Raw genomic sequence first — 21153 nt, forward strand, 5'->3', positions numbered from 1 at the left:
CGGCGGTCGACCGGCCGGATCCCGAGGAACCCGACCTGGCGCTCGCCGTCGCCGCCCTCATGACCTGGCCCGTCGGAGACCGCTTCCGCGTGCTGTTGTCCTTCGCGCGCAAGGAGGTCGGCGACGAGCGCATCGGTGAGCTCATCGCCCCGCTGCGCACCCGCACCCTCGCGATCGTGGAGCGGGGCCGCCGGTCGGGGGTGTTCTCCGCGTACCTGCCGCCCGTCGTCCTCGTCGGGATGCTCGAGGGGCTCACGATGGCCACCCTCGAGCAGGCCAACCGCGGCATGGTGCACGACGCGGGTGAGTCGGTCGCCCTGGCCGCCCTCGTCCTGATGGGGGTTCCACCGGAGCGTGCCGTCGCCGTCGTCCAGCGGGCCCGGCGAACGCCGTGGGATCAGCACCGGGCACCCGCGCCGGGCGGCAATGCGGTGGGGCGCGGAGACACCCGGCGCTAGACTGACATCGTCACGACACCCGTCGTGCGCCAGCCGACCCGAAAGCAGGCCGTACCGTCCACGTGAGTGAACCAGACGACACCCGAGACACCGGGAACGCCGAACGGACCACCGTCCGTTCCAACTTGGACCTGCCTCCCGAAGCTGCGGCACCGCTGCTCGGCTCGGCCGACGAGAATCTCATCGCCCTCGAACGGGCACTCGGCGCGGACATCCACGTACGCGGCAACTCCGTCACCCTCACCGGCGCGCCCGCGGACGTCGCGCTCGCGGAACGGGTGCTCGGGCAACTCGTCACCCTCGTCGGACGCGGGCAGCCGGTGACCCCGGACGCGGTGCGCCGCACCGTGGGCATGCTCACGCAGGGCCTGTCCGACGCGCCGGCCGACGTCCTCAGCCTCGACATCCTGTCCCGGCGCGGCAAGACCATCCGGCCCAAGACCCTCAACCAGAAGCGTTACGTCGACGCCATCGACACCAACACGATCGTGTTCGGCATCGGGCCCGCCGGCACCGGCAAGACGTACCTCGCCATGGCCAAGGCCGTGCAGGCGCTGCAGTCGAAGCAGGTCACCCGCATCATCCTCACGCGTCCCGCCGTCGAGGCGGGGGAGCGCCTCGGCTTCCTGCCCGGCACGCTGCACGAGAAGATCGACCCGTACCTGCGCCCGCTGCACGACGCGCTGCACGACATGATGGATCCGGAAGCCATCCCGAAGCTGATGCAGGCCGGAGTCATCGAAGTCGCACCGCTGGCGTACATGCGCGGACGCACCCTCAACGACGCGTTCATCATCCTCGACGAGGCCCAGAACACGACCGCCGAACAGATGAAGATGTTCCTGACCCGGCTCGGCTTCGGGTCGAAGATCGTCGTCACCGGCGACACCACACAGGTGGACCTGCCCGGAGGCGCCCGCTCCGGGCTGGCCGCCGCCGCCGAGATCCTCGACGGCATCGACGGCATCCACTTCGCGGTCCTCGACAGCAGCGACGTGGTGCGTCACCGGCTCGTCTCCGACATCGTCGACGCCTACGAGCGATTCGAGGCCGATCGGCCGGCCGGCGTCGCGATGGGCAACCGCGCCCAGCGGCGGGCAGCGGCCCAGAACCGGGTGCCGCGCCGGTGACCGCGACCGAGGGCCCCTCCCGCCTCGCACCCGCCGTGTCCGCAGCTGCCCAGAAGGAACTCCACAGATGAGCATCGAGATCTCGAACGAATCGGGGATGGACGTCGCCGAGGAGGACCTGATCGACATCGCACGGTTCGTCATCGCCCGGATGGACGTGCACCCCGCCGCAGAACTGTCGATGGTGCTCGTCGACTCCGGCACCATGGCCGATCTGCACATGCGCTGGATGGACCTGCCCGGCCCCACCGATGTGATGTCCTTTCCCATGGACGAGCTCGAACCCGGCGGCCGCCCCGACGCTCCCGAGCCCGGCCCCTCGATGCTCGGCGACATCGTGCTGTGTCCGTCCTTCGCTGCGGAACAGGCCGACAAGGCCGGCCATTCACTCGCGCACGAACTCGCGGTGCTCACCGTCCACGGCGTTCTGCACCTGCTCGGCTACGACCACGCCGAACCCGACGAGGAGAAGGAGATGTTCGGTCTGCAGAATCAGCTCCTCGAGGAGTGGTACGAGGAACTGCGGCGCGCGGAGCACGAGGCCCGGCTCGCTGCCCGCGACCAGCAGCTCCTCGGCAAGGCCGGGTTCTTCGACCCGACCGAGCGGTAGCGGCGTCGTGATCGGAGCACCGGCATGAGTGCCCCAGCGCTCGTCGTCGCCGCCGTCGTGCTGGTGGCGCTCGGCGGATTGTTCGCGGCGGTCGACTCGGCGCTGAACACGGTCTCCCCGGCCCGGGTGGAGGAACTGGCGAAGGGGGAACGGCCCAGCGCGCAGAAGCTGCTGGTGATCCTCGGAGACCGCCCCCGGTACGTCAACCTGATGGTGCTGCTCCGCATTCTGTGCGAGATCACCGCGACGGTCGTGCTGGTGGCGGCGCTGCTCGACCGGATGGACCACACCTGGGCGCTGGTCACCGCTGCCGTGGTCATGGTGCTCGTGGACTACATGGTGATCGGCGTGGGTCCGCGCACCCTCGGCCGCCAGCACGCGTATTCCATTGCCCTGGGCGCAACGGTGCCGCTGCGCGTGATCGGTGTGCTGCTCGGCCCGCTGAGCAGGCTGCTGATCCTGATCGGCAATGCGATCACGCCCGGCCGCGGATTCCGGAACGGGCCGTTCGCCAACGAGATCGAGCTGCGCGAGCTGGTGGACATGGCTCAGGAGCGGGGCGTCGTCGCGGCCGAGGAACGGCGGATGATCCAGTCGGTGTTCGACTTCGGTGACACCACGGCGCGCGAGGTGATGGTGCCGCGTCCCGAGATGGTGTGGATCGAGGCGGACAAGACCGCCGGCCAGGCCACCTCGCTCGCGGTGCGCAGCGGGCACTCCCGCATCCCCGTGGTCGGCGAGAACGTCGACGACATCCGCGGCGTCGTGTACCTGAAGGATCTGGTGCAGCAGACCTACTATTCACGCGACGGCGGCCGGAGCGTGACCGTGGCCGAGGCGATGCGGCCGGCGGTGTTCGTCCCCGATTCCAAACGTCTCGACGATCTGCTGGCCGACATGCAGCGCGACCGCAATCACATGGCGCTGCTCGTCGACGAGTACGGCGGCATCGCCGGTCTCGTCACCATCGAGGACATCATCGAGGAAATCGTCGGCGAGATCGCCGACGAGTACGACACCGCAGAGATCGCCCCCGTCGAGGATCTCGGCGACGGCACCTTCCGGGTCTCCGCTCGATTGCCCGTCGAGGACCTCGGTGACCTGTTCGACGTCGCGCTCGACGATCTCGAGGTCGACACCGCCGGTGGACTGCTCGGATTCGTGCTCGGCCGGGTACCGTTGCCGGGCTCCGAGGTGGAGATCCACGGTTTGCGGCTGCGCGGCGAGGGCGGCCGCGACGCCCGCGGCCGGGTCCGCATCAACACCGTGTACGTGCAACGGGTTCCCGCGACCGAGGAGGCCGCCGCGGTCGCCGAGGAGCCGGTCGACGGGTGACCTCGTCGCCGAGGCCCCACACCCCGTGCCGACCCGTTCGGCGGCACCACAGACGAGGAGTTCTGCATTGACCGATCCCGACTTCCGTTCCGGCTTCGTGTGTTTCGTCGGCCGCCCCAACACCGGCAAGTCGACGCTGACGAATGCGCTCGTGGGCAGCAAGATTGCGATCACCTCGTCGCGTCCGCAGACCACCCGGCACACCATCCGGGGCATCGTCCACCGGGAACACGCACAGATCATCCTCGTCGACACCCCCGGCCTGCATCGGCCGCGGACCCTGCTCGGGCAGCGGCTCAACGACCTGGTGCGCGACACCTATTCGGAGGTCGACGCGGTCTGCGTGTGCATTCCCGCGGACGAGAAGATCGGCCCCGGTGACCGCTGGATCGTCGAACAGGTGCGGCAGGTTGCCCCGCGCACGAAGCTGATCGGCATCGTCACGAAGATCGACAAGGTGAGCAAGGAACGACTCGCACCGCAGCTGCTCGCGGTGTCCGAGCTGCTGGGACCCGACGTGGACGTCGTTCCCGTGTCCGCCACCTCGGGGGAACAGCTCGAGGTCCTCGTCGACGTTCTCGCCTCGCACATGGAACCCGGCCCGGCGTTCTACCCCGACGGGGAGCTGACGGACGAGCCCGAGGAGACGCTCATGGCCGAGCTGATCCGCGAGGCTGCGCTCGAGGGGCTCGGCGACGAGCTGCCCCATTCGCTCGCGGTCGTGATCGAGGAGATCTCCGAGCGGGAGGGTCGAACCGAGAAGCAGGGCGAACTGCTCGACGTGCACGCGCTGCTGTACGTGGAGCGGCCGAGCCAGAAGGGCATCGTCATCGGCAAGGGCGGTGCGCGCCTGCGCGAGGTGGGTACCGCCGCCCGGTCGCAGATCGAGAAGCTGCTCGGTGTGAAGATCTACCTCGATCTGCACGTCAAGGTCGCCAAGGACTGGCAGCGAGATCCGAAGCAGCTCGGCCGCCTCGGCTTCTGATCTACGGTGGTCCCCGGGGTCTCGGGGACACGCCCCGGCCCGCGAACACGGAAGAGGCAGCCGTGAACGGTGATTCGGCGAGCGGTGTGCGGGCGGTGGTGACGCGGAATCGCGCCGCGGTCGGCGTCGTTCTCGCGGCACTGTGTCTCGGGCTCGCCGTGCTCTGGGTGTTCGTGGTGCCGGCGAAGGCCGGCGCCACGACCGGGGTGCAGGAAGCGGCGATCCGCTACGGCCACCCGGTGTGCTGGGCGCTGCTGGCGACGGCCTCCGTCCTGTTCGCGGTGCGCGCCCCGCGCCGGTCGGTCGACGTCGTCGTGCGGAGCGCCCTCGCGGCCTACGTGGTCTTCGTCGTCGCCACCGTGGTGTGATCGGTGGCCGCGTCGTCTCCGGCGGTGTCCGCGGACACCGCACTGCGGACCAGGTGCAGGACGGAGGTCGCGATGTCCACCGCGCCGCCGGTGGCGAGGCGCCGCAGCTGCAGGCCCGTGATCGTGGCAACCAGCGTCGGCGCGATCGATTCCGCTCGGGGAACGCCGAGTTCGGTGAGAATGGTGGCGGTCAGTGCATCGTAGGCGGACCAGCACTGTGCCGCGGCGTCCCGCAGCTGGGCATCCCTGCCCGCCTGGATGTAGAGCTCGAACGGGGCGATCCGCTCGGCCGAGAACGACAGGTCCTCGGCCACCTGCTCGGTGAGTGCTGCGGCGTCGACCAGGCTCGGATCCCGGCTCCGGTACTCCTGCGCGAGCTCGCGCAGTCGTGTGGTCTCGTCGGCGACGAACGTCGTGAGCGCCGAGCGCAGCAGATCGGACTGGGTGGGGAAGTGGTAGGTGATCGACCCGAGCGAGACCCCCGCCCGGGCGGCGATGCGGCGGTTGGTGACCGCGGCGATGCCGTCCGTGCCGATCAGGTGCAGGGTCGCCGCGATGATTCTGCCGCGGACATCCGTGCCCATCGCGCTCACCACCATCGCCGCGGCGTGTGACGATCCCAGCGCAGTTCCGACTCGAGCTGGGAGGCGAGGGAGATCAGCACAGGCTCCGCGTTCTCGTGCCCCATGAGCTGGGCGCCGATCGGCAGGCCCGATCCGGTGAATCCCGCCGGGATGTTCACGCTGGGCCAGCCCAGGACGTTCCATGGCCAGGTGTAGGGGCAGGCGGCGGTGATCACCTTGTCGGTGGCCCAGCCGCCGAGTCCGTCCATCGCATCCACCGCCGGGGGCGGGGTCGCCGTGGTGGGGGCGAGGATCACGTCGAACCGGTCGAAGATCGCGCCGATGCGCCGGCGGATGCGCGGTTCGGCGGCCCGGGCGGCACGGAGCGCGCGGCCGCGGAGCACCCGGCCGGTGCGCGCGTTCGCCCGGGTCCGGGGGTCGGCCAGGGCGGGGTCCGGCAGGCGTCGCACCCAGTCGTCGATCCCCGCCATCGACCGGGGCAGAAAGTTCAGGCCCAGCAGTGGGCCGTAGGCGGGGTCGGCGAGGGTGACCTCGTGACCCAGGGCGCGCAGGGCACCGGCCAGGGAGTCCACCCCCGCGCGGATCTCGCCGTGCAGCCGGGTGCGGGTAGCGGTGTACGGCAGGGCGAACGAGAGCGCGACGCGGAGCCGGCCCGGGTCGCGGCCCACGGCGTCGGACACCGTGACGGCCTCGGCTTCGTGCAGGTCGCCGACGTGGCCGCCTGCGACCGCGTCGAGCAGCAGTGCGGCGTCGGCGACCGTGCGCGCGAGGGGGCCGTGCGTGGTCAGGCCGTAGAACGCCTCGGGATCGGGCCACATCGAGATCCGCCCGCGCTGCGGCTTGATACCCACGAGGTTGGTCCAGGCGGCCGGTATGCGGACCGATCCGGCGCCGTCCGAGCCGAGGGCCGCGGACACCATCCCCGCTGCCACCGCCGCGGCACTGCCCCCCGACGACCCGCCGGGGGTGTGGTCGCGGTGCCACGGGTTGCGGGTGTGACCGAACGCGCTGCCGCCGGTGAACGGCCACTGGCCCAGTTCGGGGGTGTTCGTCTTGCCGACGATCACCGCACCGGCGGCCCGCAGTCGCCGCACCACCTCGGCGTCCTGCTCGCGGACGGTGAACTCGCCGGCGCATCCGAACGCGGTGACCTCCTGTGCGATGTCCGTGTCGTCCTTCACCGCGACCGGCACGCCGAGCAAGGGGAGGCGGACCCCGGCGGCGAGACGCCGGTCGGCCTGTTCGGCCTCCGCGAGGGCCCGCTCCCGCCGGACGCTCCGGAAGGCGTTGAGGGCGGGATCGGCGGCCGCGATGCGGTCCAGGGCGCCCCGCGTCGCGGCGACGGACGTGATGGCGCCCGCGGCGAGGGCGGCGGCCTCGGCGGCGAGGCCCGGCGCGCGGGTGTCGGCGCGGGGTGCGGTCATACGGCGGCGTCCTCCTGTGCTGTTCGTTCGAACGAACAGTAACGTGTTCCAGTGGCTCCGGTCGAGGGCCTGCACCGGAAAATGTGATGCTCGTCACATCTAGGCCATCAGCGGCGGGGCGCTGGGTATGCCCCCGGGGACATCGCGGGCGCCTCCCGTGATGTCAGGGAGACCGGCTGTCAGGAGTTACACATGGGTTCATCACGCACACGCACCCTCCGGCGCGTACCGGATACGGAGACGCGGACGGTCTTCCGGACCATCCACGGCTACCGCCGCGCGTTCCGGATCGCCGGTGACGGGCCCGCCCTGCTGCTGATCCACGGGATCGGCGACAACTCCTCGACCTGGCGGGAGATCATCCCGCATCTGGCCCGCAAGTACACGGTCATCGCCCCGGACCTGCTCGGCCACGGCCGCTCCGACAAGCCCCGCAGCGACTACTCGGTCGCCGGATACGCCAACGGGGTCCGAGATCTGCTGTCGGTGCTGGGCATCGCCCGCGTCACGGTGGTCGGGCATTCCCTCGGCGGTGGTGTCGCGATGCAGTTCGCGTACCAGTTCCCGCAGATGGTCGACCGGCTCGTGCTGGTCTCGGCCGGTGGCGTCACCAAGGACGTCCACCCCGCCCTGCGGGCGCTGTCCCTGCCGGGGCTGAGCGAGGCGCTCAAGCTGCTGCGGATCCCGGGTGCCATGCCCGCTGTGCGTATCGCCGGGGGGCTACTGGGCCGATGGCACGACACGCCCCTGCGTCCCGGTGTCCTGCTGCACGACACCTCGGACCTGATCCGGGTTCTGGGGGGCCTGCCCGATCCCACGGCGTGCGAGGCGTTCCTGCGCACGTTGCGCGCCGTCGTGGACTGGCGTGGTCAGGTGGTGACGATGCTCGACCGCTGCTATCTGACCGAGGACCTGCCCGTGCAGCTGATCTGGGGTGAGCACGACAGTGTGATCCCGGTCGGGCACGCGCACCTGGCGCATTCGGCGATGCCGCATTCCCGGCTCGAGGTCTTCCGCAACTCCGGTCACTTCCCGTTCCGCGACGACCCCATCAGGTTCGTCCGGGTGGTCGAGGAGTTCCTCGACTCCACCGCCCCCGCCGAGTTCGACGAGCAGCGCTGGGGCCGGCTGCTCGTCAACGGTGTCAGCGAGCGCCGGATCACCGGTGGTCCGGCCGCCCGGCAGGCCGTGCTCGGTGCGATGGGCGCCGAGGAGCGCAGCGCCACCTGAGCCGATCGGGTGAATGCGGACGCGGGGTGCGCCCGGTGTCGGCCGGACGTGACAGACTCGGATCGTGAGGTTGTACCGGGATCACGCGGTGGTGCTGCGCCAGCACAAGCTGGGCGAGGCCGACCGCATCGTCACCCTGCTCACCCGTCGCCACGGGCTCGTGCGGGCCGTCGCGAAAGGTGTGCGCCGCACCCGCTCGAAGTTCGGGGCCCGGCTCGAGCCGTTCGCGCACATCGACGTGCAACTACATCCGGGTCGCAGCCTCGACATCGTCACGCAGGTCCAGACCGTCGACGCGTTCGGTGCCGACATCGTCGACGACTACGGCCGCTACACCACCGCGTGTGCCGTGCTCGAGACCGCCGAACGGCTCGCCGGTGAGGAACGCGCTCCCGTTCCGCAACTGCACCGCCTCACCGTCGGTGCCCTCCGTGCGCTGTCCGACCGGATCCGGCCGCCGGAGCTGATTCTCGACGCGTACCTGCTGCGCGCGATGGCCTACGCCGGCTGGGCACCGGCGATCGACCGCTGCGCCCGCTGCGACGAGCCCGGCCCGCATCGCGCATTCCATGTCGCGGCCGGGGGAGCGGTGTGCGTGCGGTGCCGTCCGCCGGGTGCCGCGACCCCCGGCGCGGGTGTGCTGGACCTGATGGACGCGCTGTTCCACGGTCGCTGGCAGGGCACCGAAACGGTGTCCGCGGCCACGCGTGGGCAGGTCAGCGGCTTGATCGCCGCCCATCTACAGTGGCATCTGGAGCGGCAGTTGCGGACCCTGCCCCTCATCGAACGCAGTCGTCCCCATGCCGTGACTGTGGAGGGGGAGACGGTCGGGCAGGATGGGGGGCGTGATTCGACGCCGCACCCCGCAAGCATCGCGTGACCGCGAGATCCGGCCGCCCGACCCGCATCCGTCCGGCGCCCGCCCACCGGGTCTGCAGCCCGAACTGATCCCGCGGCACGTCGCCCTGGTCATGGACGGCAACGGACGCTGGGCACAGGAACGCGGCCTGCCCCGCACCGCCGGCCACGAACGCGGCGAGGCGGTGCTGATGGACACCGTGTGCGGCTGCATCGAGATGGGCGTCAAGTGGCTCTCGGCGTATGCGTTCTCCACCGAGAACTGGAAGCGCAGCCCGGACGAGGTGCGCTTCCTCATGGGCTTCAACCGGGACGTCATCCGCCGCCGGCGCGACGAGATGCACGAGATGGGGGTGCGCGTGCGCTGGGCCGGACGACGGCCCAAGCTGTGGCGCAGCGTCGTCAAGGAACTCGAGATCGCCGAGGAACTGACCCGCGACAACGACGTGATGACCCTCACCATGTGCGTGAACTACGGGGGTCGCGCCGAGATCGCCGATGCTGCAAGGGAAATCGCGCGTCGCGTGGCTGCGGGTGAGCTCGACCCGGAACGCGTCACCGAGGCCACGGTGGGGCGGTACCTCGACGAGCCCGACATGCCGGACGTGGACCTGTTCCTGCGGCCGTCCGGTGAGCAGCGCACCTCGAACTTCCTGCTCTGGCAGTCGGCCTACGCCGAAATGGTGTTCCAGGACAAGATGTTCCCCGACTTCGACCGTCGGGACCTGTGGGCCGCGTGTGTGGAGTACGCCTCGCGCGACCGTCGATTCGGGGGTGTGAAGTGACGGACGCCGGGACCGGACCGGGCGATCGGGCACCCGACCCCGGCGGAATGGACCCGAGCGGACTGGGCCTGCGCGAGCGGATCGCGTCCGCGCTGGCGGAGTTCGTCGCCCTGCACGAACCCAGGACGAACGGCGACGACGCGCTGGGATTCGACTACGCGGGCGTGCCCTGCGCCGTGCGGGTGGTGACCCTCACCGAAGGCCTCGACGTGGTGTCGCTGACCGGAATCCTCGCGTGGGACCTGCCACTAGACGACGCGTTGCGCACACGCGTCGCCACGGCAGCCGACGCGCTGCAGTTCGGGTCGATCCACCTCGTCGAGCGGGACGCCGAGGCGGACGTGGTGCTCCGGTACTCCTTTCCCGCCACCGGTCTCGACGATTCGCCCCTGACGACGATGCTGCTGCTCGTGCTCGGTGGTGCCGGCGACGCGCGCTCGGCCGTCGCGGGTACGGGCGGATCCGAGTGAGCGAACTCGACTGGGACCTCCCGATCGTCACCGGGGACGACGACGCGCTGCGCGCGGCCGTGCTGCGTGTCCTGTCGACGGTCCTCACCGAGGAGATCGAACCCGACACGGACGGCGATGTACCGATCTGGGTCGACGATGTGCTCACCTACGTCGTCGTCGACTCCCGAGCGGGGGTGGTGGAGCTGACGACGTACCTGGTGGAGCGGATCGCCGGTCGCGCCCGCGCGGCCGAGGTCCTCGTCGACCTGCAGGCGCAGTGGCCGGACGCGAGACTCGAACTCCACCAGGATCGGGTGACGGCGGTGCAGCGCGTCCCGGCGCACCCGCTGGTGCCGGCGCACCTGGCGCGCGCGGTCGCGGTCGTGGCGGCGCTGGTGCCGTCGGCTCCCGACCTCGCAACGCGGCTCGGCGGCCGGGCGTGCGTGTTCGACGAGCCGGGCGGCGAGACCGTCGATCTGCTGGGCGGGTGCGGTTGCGACGGCTGCGGGTGCCGCTGAGGGTCACCGCTCAGCGGAGGCTGCGCTCGGCGGGAGGGCTGCGCTCAGCGGGAGGTTGGGGGCTCGGCGTCCGCGCACTCGCGGCAGGTGCCGAAGATCTCGACGGTGTGGCTGACGTCGACGAAGCCGTTGTCCTCGGCCACCTCGTGGGACCAGCGCTCGACCGCGGGCCCGTCCACCTCGACGGTGAATCCGCACGCGCGGCACACGAGATGGTGGTGGTGACCGGACGAGCAGCGCCGGTAGACGGACTCCCCGCTGTCGGTGCGCAGCACGTCGACGGTGCCGGCTTCGGCAAGGGACTGCAGGGTGCGGTAGACGGTGGTCAGGCCGATGCCCTCGCCGCGCCGGCGCAGTTCGTCGTGCAGGTCCTGGGCCGAACGGAATTCTTCGATCTCGTCGAGCAGCGCGGAGATCGCACTGCGTTGTCTGGTGGAGCGGACTCCGACGACGGGTTTGGGGGCGGGCGGCACGGCTGGGGTCAACCTTCCTCGACGTGGGCGACGGCATCGACGACGATGTGGGCGAGATGGTCGTCGACGAGACGGTAGAGCACCTCGCGTCCGGCGCGCTCGCCGCGGACCACGCCTGCGGCCTTGAGGATGCGCAGGTGCTGGCTGATCAGCGGTTGGGTGACGCCGAGCGCCCCGACCAGCTCGTGGACACAGTGTTCGGACTCGCGCAGTTGCAGCACGATCGCGATGCGCACGGGTGCGGCCAGGGCGCGCAGGAGCTCGCCGGCGGCGGCGAGGGTCTCCCGCGACGGAGCCGGGGCCGGGGCGGGTGCCGCCGAGCCCGGACGGCAGTCCTCGTGCGGAGGGGGCGCGGCGCTGGCGTCGCCGCCGGGGCCGGTGTCGGCAACGCTCAACGGGTCTCCTTCGGGTCCTCGGCCGCGTTATTGCAAACCGATCCCATTTTGATATGCACGAATGTGCATGTCAACCGGCGCGACGTTCGGCCCCGCCGACCGGAGCGATAGGCTTACGGGTCGACGCACGCTGCGAAACCCCGCATCGAAGATGGAGTGAATCCGAGTGGCACCGAAATCCAAGATCGATACCGTCGCCAACCTGGCCAAGCGCCGGGGCCTGGTCTATCCCTGCGGTGAGATCTACGGCGGTACGAGGTCGGCCTGGGACTACGGGCCGCTCGGCGTGGAGCTCAAGGAGAACATCAAGAAGCAGTGGTGGCGCAACATGGTCACCAGCCGCGAGGACGTCGTCGGACTGGACTCGTCGGTGATCCTGCCGCGTCAGGTGTGGGTGGCCTCGGGTCATGTCGGGGTCTTCAACGATCCGCTCGTCGAGTGCCTGAGCTGTCACAAGCGCCACCGCCAGGATCACCTGCAGGAGGCGTACGCCGAGAAGAACAAGCTCGACGATCCCGACGCTGTTCCGATGTCGGAGATCGCCTGCCCCGACTGCGGCACCAAGGGCCGGTGGACCGAGCCCCGCGACTTCAACATGATGCTCAAGACCTATCTCGGCCCGATCGAGAGCGAGGAGGGGCTGCACTACCTGCGTCCCGAGACCGCGCAGGGCATCTTCGTGAACTTCGCCAACGTGCTCACCACGTCGCGCAAGAAGCCGCCGTTCGGCATCGGCCAGATCGGCAAGAGCTTCCGCAACGAGATCACCCCGGGCAACTTCATCTTCCGGACCCGCGAGTTCGAGCAGATGGAGATGGAGTTCTTCGTCAAGCCGGGCGAGGACGAGCAGTGGCACCAGTACTGGATCGACTACCGGATGGACTGGTACACCGGACTCGGCATCAACAAGGACAACCTGCGCCTGTACGAGCACCCGCAGGACAAGCTGTCCCACTACTCCAAGCGCACCGTCGACATCGAGTACCGCTTCCACTTCCAGGGCAGCGAATGGGGCGAGCTCGAGGGCGTCGCCAACCGCACCGACTTCGACCTGTCGACGCACGCGCAGCACTCGGGTGCCGACCTGAGCTTCTTCGACCAGACCACCAACGAGCGGTACACCCCGTACGTCATCGAGCCGGCAGCGGGTCTGACGCGTTCGCTCATGGCGTTCCTCGTCGACGCCTACAGCGAGGACGAGGCACCCAACGCGAAGGGTGGCGTCGACAAGCGCACCGTGCTGCGCCTCGATCGCCGGCTCGCCCCGGTCAAGGCGGCGGTGCTGCCGCTGTCGCGCAATGCGGATCTGAGCCCCAAGGCGAAGGACCTCGCCGCGCAGCTGCGCCAGTACTGGAACATCGAGTTCGACGACGCCGGCGCCATCGGCCGCCGCTACCGCCGCCAGGACGAGATCGGCACCCCGTTCTGCATCACGGTCGACTTCGACACCCTCGAGGACCAGGCCGTCACCATCCGCGAGCGCGACACCATGGCGCAGGAGCGCGTCGGGCTCGACCAGGTCGAGGGTTACCTGGCCCAGCGGCTGATCGGCGCCTGACCGCGCAGCCGCAGTGAGGGGGTCGCCTCGCACGAGGCGACCCCCTCACTGCACGGTCGCGGTCAGAACCGCCCGCCGCTGCTGCCGCCGAACCCGCCGCCCCCGAAGCCCCCGCCGCCGAAGCCCCCGCCGCCGAAGCCCCCGCGGCCACCGGTCAGGACGCTGTTTATCAGGATGCCGCCGAGCACCGCACCGGCGATGTTGCCGCCGGAGGCGCCGCCGCGGGGCGGACGCTGCTGACGGTCCCAACGCTGCACGTCGTTCTGCGCTGCGCGCAGCGCATTCGCCGCGAGGGTCCCCGCCGCCTGAGCGTGTTGCAGGGCCCGGCCCGGGTCGTGGGCGGCGAGCTGCTGCGCGGCCTGCAGATGGCGCTGCGCCTCCGACAGGCGGGTGCGGGCTTCGGCGCCGATCACGCCGCGCCGCGTCCCGATGAAGTCCGCGGCAGCGGTGACCTGGGACTGGGCGGCCGTCAGATCCTGCTCGAGACGTTGACGGCTGCGCTGCGCCTGCTCCTGTGCCTGACGGGTGCGGGCGCGCAGCGCGTCGAGGCGGGCGTCCGCCTCGACGACTCGGGTGAAGCTGCCCAGCGGGTCGGTGTTCATCGCCGCCCGCGCGTGGTCGAGTGCCTCCTGCGCGGCCCTGCGGGCTTCGGCGAGTTCCGCGCCCCCGGCATCGGCGAGCTGTCCCGCGTCGGCGATGCCCTGTTCGGCGTCGGCCATCGCCGCCGGCAACGTCGCGATCGCCCGCCGGATGTCGTCGGCGGCGTGGTCGATCGCGTCGAGCATGGTCGCCGCGTGCCCCAGAGCGCCTTCCGCTTCCCGGATGGCGCGCACCGCGTCGCCCTGCTCGCCGACGGGGCGCGCCACCGCGGTGCGGCCCTGGTCGACTGACTTCTCGGCGAACTCGATCTCGTCCTGGGCCAGCGCCACGTTGTCGGTGATCGGGGCGAGCGCGCCGGCCGGGAACTCCGTGCGCAGGTTCGCCAGCGTCGCCTCGGCCTCGGGGAGGCGGGCCCGCAACGCGATCGCGCGCTGGGTGAGTGCGTCGAGGCGGGCGGGTGCATCGAGCAGCAGATCGCGCATCCGGTCGAAGGCCTCGACCTGCGCGTCGAGTTCCCGGTCCGCGCGCCCGCACGACGAGATCAACTGCACGAGCATGTCGCGCTGCTGCTGAGGCGTCTCGGGGATGGCGTCGTCGAGCCGCTGCCGGATCTCGAACGCGGACGCCAGGGCCGACTGCGCCTGACGGTAGGCGTGGTCGAACGGTTGAACCGCGGCATCGCCGAATTCCCCGCGCGCCAGTTCGAGCGCCTCGTGGCTCGAACGGACCGCGTTGTCGGTCTCGACCAGGATCTTCTGGGCATGTAGTTCGAGCCCTTCGAGCGGCAGTGCACTCAGTGCGTCGGTGTCGGCCGGGTCGGTGTCCGCCGCGGCCCGGGCGCCCGCCTCGGCCCGCTTGCGCTTGGCGCGCTTGGAGTACAGGTACACCCCGCCGGCGCCGGCGGCGATGACCCCGCCCCCCACGAGCAGCGTGGTGCCCGAGCCCGAGCCCGAGCCCGAGCCCGAACCCGAGGCCGACAACGCCTCGTCGAGACCCTCGGCCGCCGCCACCGCGGCCCCGGCCCAGTTCTCGTTCCGCAGCTGCGGCACGATCCGGTCCGTGCTGATGGCGTCCCGCTCGGACGCGGTGACCCCGGACAACGCGTTCGGCGTCCACAGCGCGTACTCGCGGTCCTGCGTGGCCACGGCGAGCAGGGCGGTGTCGGTGCCGAAGTTGCTGGCCTGCGCGGTCTGCTCGGTCCAGTCGTCGGACGACAGTCCGGAAAATGTCGGCACGTACGCCACCCACAACTGCACCCCGTGCTCGGCGTAGAGCGCGTCCGCCGCCTGCTCGATCTGCGCCGTCTCCGCCGGACCCAGTACGCCGGCCGTGTCGGTGATCGGCTGCGGGAGCCGGAAGGGCGGCTCGGCCGTCGCCGAACCGGGCAGCAACAACCAGGCCAGCGCCGCCAGCAGGACCGGCACCGACAGCGACAGCGAACGGTGGAGCGGACGGACCGGACGTGGCCGGACGACGACCGAATGCGGTGACATGCGTTCGAATCTATCGGCTCGCCTGCGTCGTCGCCCGTGGCGCGTCGCCGGGTGGGCACACGCGCAACACTGGCAGAATCGGGGAGTGAGTACCGCAGCCCGTCTACGCCCAGCACCGCCCCTCCCCGAAACCCGGCGTGGGTTCGGGACGAGCGTCGCGCGCTGGACACGCCGGCTGGTGCTCGGAGTGGTGCTCGCGGCGATCGCGGTCCTCGCCGGGACCGCGGTGCGGGTGTGGCAGGTGGCGCGCATCGACGACTGGAGCCCGGCCGACGCCATCGTCGTGCTCGGCGCCGCCCAATACTCCGGCACCCCCTCGTCGGTGTTCCAGGCCCGCCTCGACCAGGCCTTCACCCTGTACGAGAACCGGGTAGCCGAACGGATCGTCACCGTCGGCGGGAAGCAGGAGGGTGACCTGTTCACCGAGGCGGCCTCCGGCAAGAACTATCTGGTCGCCAAGGGTGTGCCGGAGTCGGCGATCACCGCGGTCGAGGAGGGCTCGGACACGCTGCTCAGTGTCGAGGCGGTCGGACGCGAGATGAGCGCGCAGGGGCTGCACTCCGCGGTGCTGGTGAGCGATCCGTGGCATTCGCTGCGTACTCGCACCATGGCCCGCGACGCCGGTCTCGATGCGTGGACCGCGCCGACCCGCACCGGACCCGCCGTGTACACCCGGGAGTCGCAGCTGCACGGGATCGCCCGTGAGACGGGCGCGCTGATCTGGTACCAGCTCACCCACGACTCGGCGGACTTCCCCTACACGGCCGCACAGTGAAAGAGGACGTGATGCCGGGCTACGACGAACACGACCTCGAACGGCGTGTCACCGAGGTCCCGAAGGTATCGGCGCTCGCCGGTGCCGGGCCGGCGACCGCGAGCCGTACGCCGTTCGCGCGGGACCGCGCCCGGGTCCAGCACAGCGCCGCCCTGCGGCGGCTCGCCGACAAGACCCAGGTCGTCGGCCCCCGCGACGGTGACACTCCGCGCACCCGGCTCACCCACTCGATCGAGGTCGCCCAGATCGGCCGCAGCATCGCCGACGGGCTCGGTTGCGATCCCGACCTGGTGGACCTCGCCGGCCTCGCGCACGACATCGGGCACCCGCCCTACGGTCACAACGGCGAGCGCGCCCTCGACGAGGTAGCCGCCGGGTGCGGCGGATTCGAGGGCAACGCGCAGAATCTGCGGATCCTCACGTGCCTCGAGCCGAAGATCGTCCATCCCGACGGCGCGAGCGCCGGTCTCAATCTCACCCGCGCGGCCCTCGACGCGACACTGAAGTATCCGTGGACCCGCCCGGCGCCCGGCGCGAAGTTCGGCGCCTACGACGACGACGCCGACGTCCTCGAGTGGGTGCGCGACGGCGCGCCGGACCGGCGCAAGTGCCTCGAAGCCCAGATCATGGACTGGTCCGACGACGTCGCCTACTCCGTCCACGACGTCGAGGACGGCGTGATCGACGGACGGATCGACCTGCGCGTGCTCACCGACCCGGCGTCGGTGAACACGCTCGTCGATCTCGGCATGCGCGAGTTCTCCGGTCTCGATCCGAACGAGCTGGTGGAGGCCTCGAAGCGACTGTCGCAGATGCCGGTGGTCCAGGCCGTCGACACCTACGACGGCAGCCTCGCGTGCTCGGTGGCGCTCAAGCGGCTCACCAGTGAACTCGTCGGCCGCTTCGCGACGGCCGCGATCATCGGCACCCGCGCCGTCACCGGCGATCGCCCGGTCACCCGCTACGACGCCGACCTCGTCGTCCCGCCTGTCGTCGCGTCCGAGGTGGCCCTGCTCAAGACCATGGCCCTGCAGTTCGTGATGTCCGATGCCGCCCACCGGCAGCGTCAGGAACGGCAGCGGGAACGGATCCACCGCGTCGCCGAATGGCTCGAGCGCACGGCCCCTGTCGGCCTCGACCCGTTCTTCGTCCCCCTCTGGGACGCCGCGCCCGACGACGCCGCCCGCATGCGGGTGATCGTCGACCAGATCGCTTCGTGCACCGAGTCCCGGCTCGAGCGGATCGACCGCGACAGCCTCGCCGCGCAGGCGAGTTGGGGGTAGCGCCTAGACTCGTCGTCGTGGCCGGGCGAATTTCAGACAGGGACATCGCGGCCGTCCGTGACCGCGTCCGGATCGAGGACATCGTCGGCGAGTACGTCGCCCTCAGGCGCGGCGGCGCCGATTCGATGAAGGGGCTGTGCCCCTTCCACGACGAGAAGTCCCCGTCCTTCCACGTCCGTCCCAACCACGGCCACTTCCACTGCTTCGGCTGCGGCGAGGGCGGCGACGTGTACTCGTTCCTGCAGAAGATCGAGCACATCAGTTTCGTCGAAGCCGTCGAGCAGCTCGCCGACCGGGTCGGCTACACCCTCAACTACGAGGGCGGGGGACCGTCGGTGCAGCGCGACCGCGGCACCCGCGCACGGCTCGTCGCCGCCAACGCGGCGGCGCAGGAGTTCTACGCCGAGCAGCTGCGGACGCCCGACGCTCAGGCGGCGCGGGACTACCTGACCGAACGCAGCTTCGACGAAGCCGCGGCCGCGGCGTTCGGGTGCGGATACGCTCCCGCCGGCTGGGATGCGCTCACCAGGCACCTGCTCTCCCGCGGCTTCGAATTCGCCGAGCTCGAGGCGGCCGGTCTGTCCAAGCAGGGTCGCCGCGGACCCATCGACCGGTTCCACCGGCGGCTGCTGTGGCCGATCCGCAACCTCGCCGGCGACGTCATCGGATTCGGAGCCCGCCGCCTGTTCGACGACGACACGCTCGCGGCAAAGTACGTCAACACCCCGGAAACGTTGCTCTACAAGAAATCCCAGGTGCTGTTCGGACTCGACCTGGCCAAGCGGGAGATCGCCAAGGCGCACCAGGCGGTGATCGTCGAGGGCTACACCGACGTCATGGCAATGCACCTGTCGGGCGTGAAAACCGCAGTGGCCGCGTGCGGCACCGCGTTCGGCGACGAGCATCTGGCGATGCTGCGGCGACTGCTCATGGACGACAGCTACTTCCGCGGTGAGATCATCTACACCTTCGACGGCGACGCCGCCGGCCGGGCTGCGGCGATGAAGGCGTTCGAGGGCGACCAGAAGACCACGGCGAAGACATTCGTCGCGATCGCACCGCAGGGCATGGATCCGTGCGAGCTGCGGCAGGAGTCCGGCGACGGAGCGGTGCGCGACCTCGTCGCCCGGCGCACCCCGATGTTCGAGTTCGTCGTCAAGTCGATTCTCGCCGAGCACGACCTCGACACCGCCGAGGGTCGGGTGGAGGCGCTGCGCCGGACGGTTCCCGTGGTGGCCCGGATCAAGGAACGTACGCTGCGCGACAGTTACGCGGTGCAGTTGTCGCACTGGGTGGGCTGGGACGACATTCCGGCCGTCCGCCGCCGGGTGCAGGAGGAGTCCCGTCGCGTCGCGCGCGGCGGCGACGAGAAGGCACGCACCGTCGCGCCGCACCAGCGGGCGGAGGCGGGGCCCGCGGAGACGGTCCTGCGTCGGCCGCGTCCCGACGATCCGGCGCTGTGGCCGCAGCGCGACGCCCTCAAGGCGGCGCTGCAGTACCCCGGCATCGCCGGGACCGTGTTCGATTCGCTGCCCGCGGAGACGTTCACCGATCCGGCCTACGCGGCCGTCCGCGAAGCCGTGGCCGCGGTCGGCGGGACCGGCGCGGGACTCGGCGGCGCGGAATGGGTCGACGCCGTCGGCCGCGCCGCCACCGACCCCGTGGTGCACTCGCTGGTCATGGAACTCGCGGTGGACTCGCTGCCCGCGGAGGAGGACCGGATGCCCCGCTACATCGGCGGGGTCCTCGCGCGGCTGCAGGAGGTCTGGGTGGGGGAGCAGGTCGCCGAACTCAAATCCAAACTGCAGCGCATCTCCCCGGCCACCGAATCCGACGAGTTCCACTCGCTGCTCGGGGACCTCGTCGCACTCGAGCAGTATCGGCGCAGCCTGCTCGACCAGGCCATCGGCGACACCAGCGGCGACGGCCTGGCCGGCTGACCTCACGCCACCCGCGTCACCGCCGCAACTGGTCGCGGGGGACGAGGATCGTGGTCTGCTCGTCGAGCGGCTTCATCGGTTCGAGCTTCGGCTCCGGGCTGAGGGAGTCGGCCAGCTTCTGCCGGCTCACCTCGATCGCCTTCTTCGTCACCGGGCTACCTGCGACCGCCTTCGCCGTCCTGCTGAGCTGTTCGTATCGGGCGCGGCCCGCCCGTGTCCCCAGGACGTAGCCCGCGGCAACCCCCACCAAAAGTCCGATCAACGTCGTCTCCGTTCAGCCGTGTCAGCGTCTTACCCATCCTGCCCGATCCAGGTCCCCGGGCTCACAGGCAGGCGATTTGGTGCCGCGTCGGGTGGGGCGCTACAGTTCTTCACGCACCGCGGGAAACGGCGGGGCACGCAGGACAATCCCCTGTAGCTCAATTGGCAGAGCATTCGACTGTTAATCGAACGGTTGCTGGTTCGAGTCCAGCCGGGGGAGCTTCCGGAAAACCCCTTCCACCCGATCTCGGGTGGAAGGGGTTTTCGCGTCCCGGCCGGCACGAACCGTGGCCGGTGTGACGGAAGTTACACACGCCTCCTCGTGGCCGCGGTTCGGCCTGGCCCGGCGACACGGGGTGACCCGCGACCGGGACCGGCCGTCGCGGCCGGTAGCATTCGGCACACGTCGCGTACCTTCGGATACGCGCGGACGGGGCGGTAGCTCAGTCGGTTAGAGCCGTGGACTCATAATCCATTGGTCGCGGGTTCGAGCCCCGCCCGCCCCACCCTTCCCGCTCCGGCCGTCACACCCCCTGGAGCCGGATCTGCTGGAAGGCGACGGCGTGCCGCACGCCGATTCGGGTTCCGGCGGCCGCGGTGAACTCGCGCAGGAACGCCGCAGGATCGAAGTCCCGGCCCAGCCCGTCCAGGTAGGACCGGTGGGCGCGCAGTGATTCGATTCCGGCGTCGAGACTCTCGGTGACGTCGACGGCGTGCGACGGCTCGTTCGCGCCCATCAGGTACACGTGGCCGACCCCGTGCCACGGAGGCAGGTTCTCGTCGAGCAACTCGGGGAAGATCCAGCGATTGCCGGCGTCGCGGGCGCCGTCGAGTACCGCCAGGCCCACGGCGCGGTGGTCGGCCTGATTGACGATGCGCCCGCCGTCCAGTCCGTAGGTGGGCTCGTACGTGGCGGTGATCAGCACGTCCGGCCGGAACCTCCGGATCTCGCGGGCGATGGCGCGGCGCAGGTCGAGTCCGTATTCGACGACGCCGTCGCGGTATCCGAGGAATGTCACGTCCTCGACGCCGACGACGGCGGCGGCTTCGAGCTGCTCGCGGCGTCGCAGAGGTGCCGCCTCGGCGGGGGTGCGGCCGTCGATGCCGGCCTCGCCGTCGGTGGCGACGACGTAGGCCACCGACTTGCCCGAGCGGGTCCAGCGGGCGACGGCGCCGGCCGCGCCGTACTCGAGGTCGTCGGGATGCGCGACGACGGCCATCGCGCGGTTCCAGTTCTCGGGCAGCGTGGTCGATGTGGTGTTCACGACGGGTCCTTTCGAGTCGGTGACCGGGTCTCCTTTCGGACGTCGCACCGCGGCGAAGGACGCATTCGCCGAGCGCGAACGACGCGGCTGCGTCCGTTCGGCGCGACGGTCGTCAGTAGGGAGGACACACGGTGACGAGGATCCATGGTGGATTCCCGGGCCGGTGTCCCGATTTCGAGGAGAGACCGCCATGTCTGCCACCCGAGTCCAGCTCGCTCTCAACGTCGAGGACATCACCGCGGCGACCGAGTTCTACACCGCGTTGTTCGGGGTGTCACCGCACAAACAGCGCCCCGGGTACGCCAACTTCGCGATCGAGGACCCGCCGCTGAAGCTGGTGCTGATCGAGAATCCCGGTGCGCGCGAACGTCTG

The 21153-nt window shown here is 70.6% G+C and carries 23 protein-coding genes and 2 tRNA genes; 18 read left to right on the top strand and 7 right to left on the bottom strand.

What is annotated here, in order from left to right:
• The 6 genes from OEY_RS28410 to OEY_RS0112790 form a co-directional block, all read left to right on the top strand.
• On the top strand, positions 1-458 hold a 458-nt coding region (locus tag OEY_RS28410; protein ID WP_010594258.1), incomplete at its 5' end, for a mitochondrial RNA-splicing protein MRS1.
• A gap of 62 nt (positions 459-520) precedes the next feature.
• Entirely contained in the window at positions 521-1588 is a 1068-nt protein-coding gene (locus OEY_RS0112770; protein ID WP_010594259.1) for a PhoH family protein, read from the top strand.
• 67 nt (positions 1589-1655) lie between these two features.
• Positions 1656-2198 carry an rRNA maturation RNase YbeY gene (gene ybeY / locus OEY_RS0112775; RefSeq protein ID WP_003937044.1) on the top strand — a complete coding sequence of 181 codons (543 nt, stop codon included), beginning with the start codon at positions 1656-1658 and terminating at the stop codon, positions 2196-2198.
• A gap of 24 nt (positions 2199-2222) precedes the next feature.
• Positions 2223-3533 carry a hemolysin family protein gene (locus OEY_RS0112780; protein ID WP_010594260.1) on the top strand — a complete coding sequence of 437 codons (1311 nt, stop codon included), beginning with the start codon at positions 2223-2225 and terminating at the stop codon, positions 3531-3533.
• Between the two features lie 67 nt (positions 3534-3600).
• The gene (era, locus tag OEY_RS0112785; protein WP_010594261.1) at positions 3601-4518 is read left to right on the top strand and encodes a GTPase Era; all 918 of its coding nucleotides are present in this window, start codon (positions 3601-3603) and stop codon (positions 4516-4518) included.
• A 62-nt stretch (positions 4519-4580) separates the two neighbouring features.
• Positions 4581-4886 (top strand): hypothetical protein, encoded by a 306-nt coding sequence (locus OEY_RS0112790; RefSeq protein ID WP_010594262.1) that lies wholly within the window; start codon positions 4581-4583, stop codon positions 4884-4886.
• Here the strand turns inward: OEY_RS0112790 and OEY_RS0112795 are convergent.
• Together OEY_RS0112795 and OEY_RS0112800 are read right to left on the bottom strand one after the other, a co-directional pair.
• The gene (locus OEY_RS0112795) at positions 4853-5485 is read right to left on the bottom strand and encodes a TetR/AcrR family transcriptional regulator (RefSeq protein ID WP_029540023.1); all 633 of its coding nucleotides are present in this window, start codon (positions 5483-5485) and stop codon (positions 4853-4855) included. The two genes, OEY_RS0112790 and OEY_RS0112795, sit on opposite strands and share 34 nt — an antisense overlap.
• A complete protein-coding gene (locus OEY_RS0112800) occupies positions 5476-6894 on the bottom strand; it encodes an amidase (protein ID WP_010594264.1) in 1419 nt (472 codons plus the stop codon). The genes OEY_RS0112795 and OEY_RS0112800 overlap by 10 nt, the downstream gene beginning before the upstream one ends.
• A 192-nt stretch (positions 6895-7086) precedes the next feature.
• On the opposite strand from OEY_RS0112800, the gene OEY_RS0112805 reads away from it, so the two are divergent.
• The 5 genes from OEY_RS0112805 to OEY_RS0112825 all read left to right on the top strand — a co-directional run bounded on the left by OEY_RS0112805 (position 7087) and on the right by OEY_RS0112825 (position 10737).
• Complete coding sequence (locus tag OEY_RS0112805; protein ID WP_010594265.1) at positions 7087-8124, top strand: alpha/beta fold hydrolase; 1038 nt, start codon at positions 7087-7089, stop codon at positions 8122-8124.
• Between the two features lie 64 nt (positions 8125-8188).
• On the top strand, positions 8189-9004 hold the full coding sequence (gene recO, locus OEY_RS0112810; protein ID WP_072786381.1) for a DNA repair protein RecO: 816 nt from the start codon (positions 8189-8191) through the stop codon (positions 9002-9004).
• Positions 8961-9767 (top strand): isoprenyl transferase, encoded by an 807-nt coding sequence (locus OEY_RS0112815; RefSeq protein WP_043805362.1) that lies wholly within the window; start codon positions 8961-8963, stop codon positions 9765-9767. The genes recO and OEY_RS0112815 overlap by 44 nt, the downstream gene beginning before the upstream one ends.
• A 47-nt stretch (positions 9768-9814) precedes the next feature.
• Positions 9815-10237: a hypothetical protein gene (locus OEY_RS0112820; protein ID WP_026137656.1), complete on the top strand. Its 423-nt coding sequence runs from the start codon at positions 9815-9817 to the stop codon at positions 10235-10237.
• The gene (locus OEY_RS0112825; RefSeq protein WP_010594269.1) at positions 10234-10737 is read left to right on the top strand and encodes a T3SS (YopN, CesT) and YbjN peptide-binding chaperone 1; all 504 of its coding nucleotides are present in this window, start codon (positions 10234-10236) and stop codon (positions 10735-10737) included. The genes OEY_RS0112820 and OEY_RS0112825 overlap by 4 nt, the downstream gene beginning before the upstream one ends.
• Before the next feature lie 44 nt (positions 10738-10781).
• On the opposite strand, the gene OEY_RS0112830 is transcribed toward OEY_RS0112825, so the two are convergent.
• Positions 10782-11210, bottom strand: coding sequence for a Fur family transcriptional regulator (locus OEY_RS0112830; RefSeq protein ID WP_010594270.1), 429 nt, complete (start codon positions 11208-11210; stop codon positions 10782-10784).
• Between the two features lie 8 nt (positions 11211-11218).
• Complete coding sequence (locus tag OEY_RS0112835) at positions 11219-11605, bottom strand: ArsR/SmtB family transcription factor (RefSeq protein WP_010594271.1); 387 nt, start codon at positions 11603-11605, stop codon at positions 11219-11221.
• Between the two features lie 166 nt (positions 11606-11771).
• Here OEY_RS0112835 and OEY_RS0112840 point away from each other — a divergent pair, with 166 nt between their 5' ends.
• Positions 11772-13163, top strand: a complete 1392-nt coding sequence (locus OEY_RS0112840) for a glycine--tRNA ligase (RefSeq protein ID WP_010594272.1) — start codon at positions 11772-11774, stop codon at positions 13161-13163.
• Positions 13164-13225: 62 nt separating this feature from the next.
• Here OEY_RS0112840 and OEY_RS0112845 read toward each other — a convergent pair whose 3' ends face one another.
• Positions 13226-15256 carry a TPM domain-containing protein gene (locus OEY_RS0112845; protein WP_010594273.1) on the bottom strand — a complete coding sequence of 677 codons (2031 nt, stop codon included), beginning with the start codon at positions 15254-15256 and terminating at the stop codon, positions 13226-13228.
• 85 nt (positions 15257-15341) lie between these two features.
• Here OEY_RS0112845 and OEY_RS0112850 point away from each other — a divergent pair, with 85 nt between their 5' ends.
• From OEY_RS0112850 to dnaG, 3 genes are read left to right on the top strand one after another with little or no spacing between them, the layout of a single operon-like run.
• Entirely contained in the window at positions 15342-16031 is a 690-nt protein-coding gene (locus tag OEY_RS0112850; RefSeq protein WP_026137657.1) for a YdcF family protein, read from the top strand.
• An 11-nt stretch (positions 16032-16042) separates the two neighbouring features.
• On the top strand, positions 16043-17314 hold the full coding sequence (locus tag OEY_RS0112855; RefSeq protein ID WP_010594275.1) for a deoxyguanosinetriphosphate triphosphohydrolase: 1272 nt from the start codon (positions 16043-16045) through the stop codon (positions 17312-17314).
• Positions 17315-17331: 17 nt separating this feature from the next.
• Positions 17332-19254, top strand: a complete 1923-nt coding sequence (gene dnaG / locus OEY_RS0112860) for a DNA primase (protein WP_010594276.1) — start codon at positions 17332-17334, stop codon at positions 19252-19254.
• A gap of 16 nt (positions 19255-19270) precedes the next feature.
• Here the strand turns inward: dnaG and OEY_RS0112865 are convergent, their stop codons facing one another.
• Positions 19271-19516, bottom strand: a complete 246-nt coding sequence (locus OEY_RS0112865) for a hypothetical protein (RefSeq protein ID WP_010594277.1) — start codon at positions 19514-19516, stop codon at positions 19271-19273.
• A 146-nt stretch (positions 19517-19662) separates the two neighbouring features.
• Here OEY_RS0112865 and OEY_RS0112870 point away from each other — a divergent pair.
• Positions 19663-19735, top strand: a tRNA-Asn gene (locus tag OEY_RS0112870).
• A gap of 212 nt (positions 19736-19947) precedes the next feature.
• Positions 19948-20021 (top strand) — tRNA-Ile (locus OEY_RS0112875).
• An 18-nt stretch (positions 20022-20039) separates the two neighbouring features.
• Here the strand turns inward: OEY_RS0112875 and OEY_RS0112880 are convergent.
• On the bottom strand, positions 20040-20780 hold the full coding sequence (locus OEY_RS0112880) for a PIG-L deacetylase family protein (protein ID WP_010594278.1): 741 nt from the start codon (positions 20778-20780) through the stop codon (positions 20040-20042).
• Positions 20781-20970: 190 nt separating this feature from the next.
• Between OEY_RS0112880 and OEY_RS0112885 the strand changes: the two genes are divergently transcribed.
• Positions 20971-21153 (top strand): VOC family protein (locus tag OEY_RS0112885; RefSeq protein WP_010594279.1); only part of this gene is annotated, 183 nt, incomplete at its 3' end.

The organism is Rhodococcus sp. P14 (assembly GCF_000256505.1).
Classification (GTDB): Bacteria; Actinomycetota; Actinomycetes; order Mycobacteriales; family Mycobacteriaceae; genus Rhodococcus; species Rhodococcus ruber.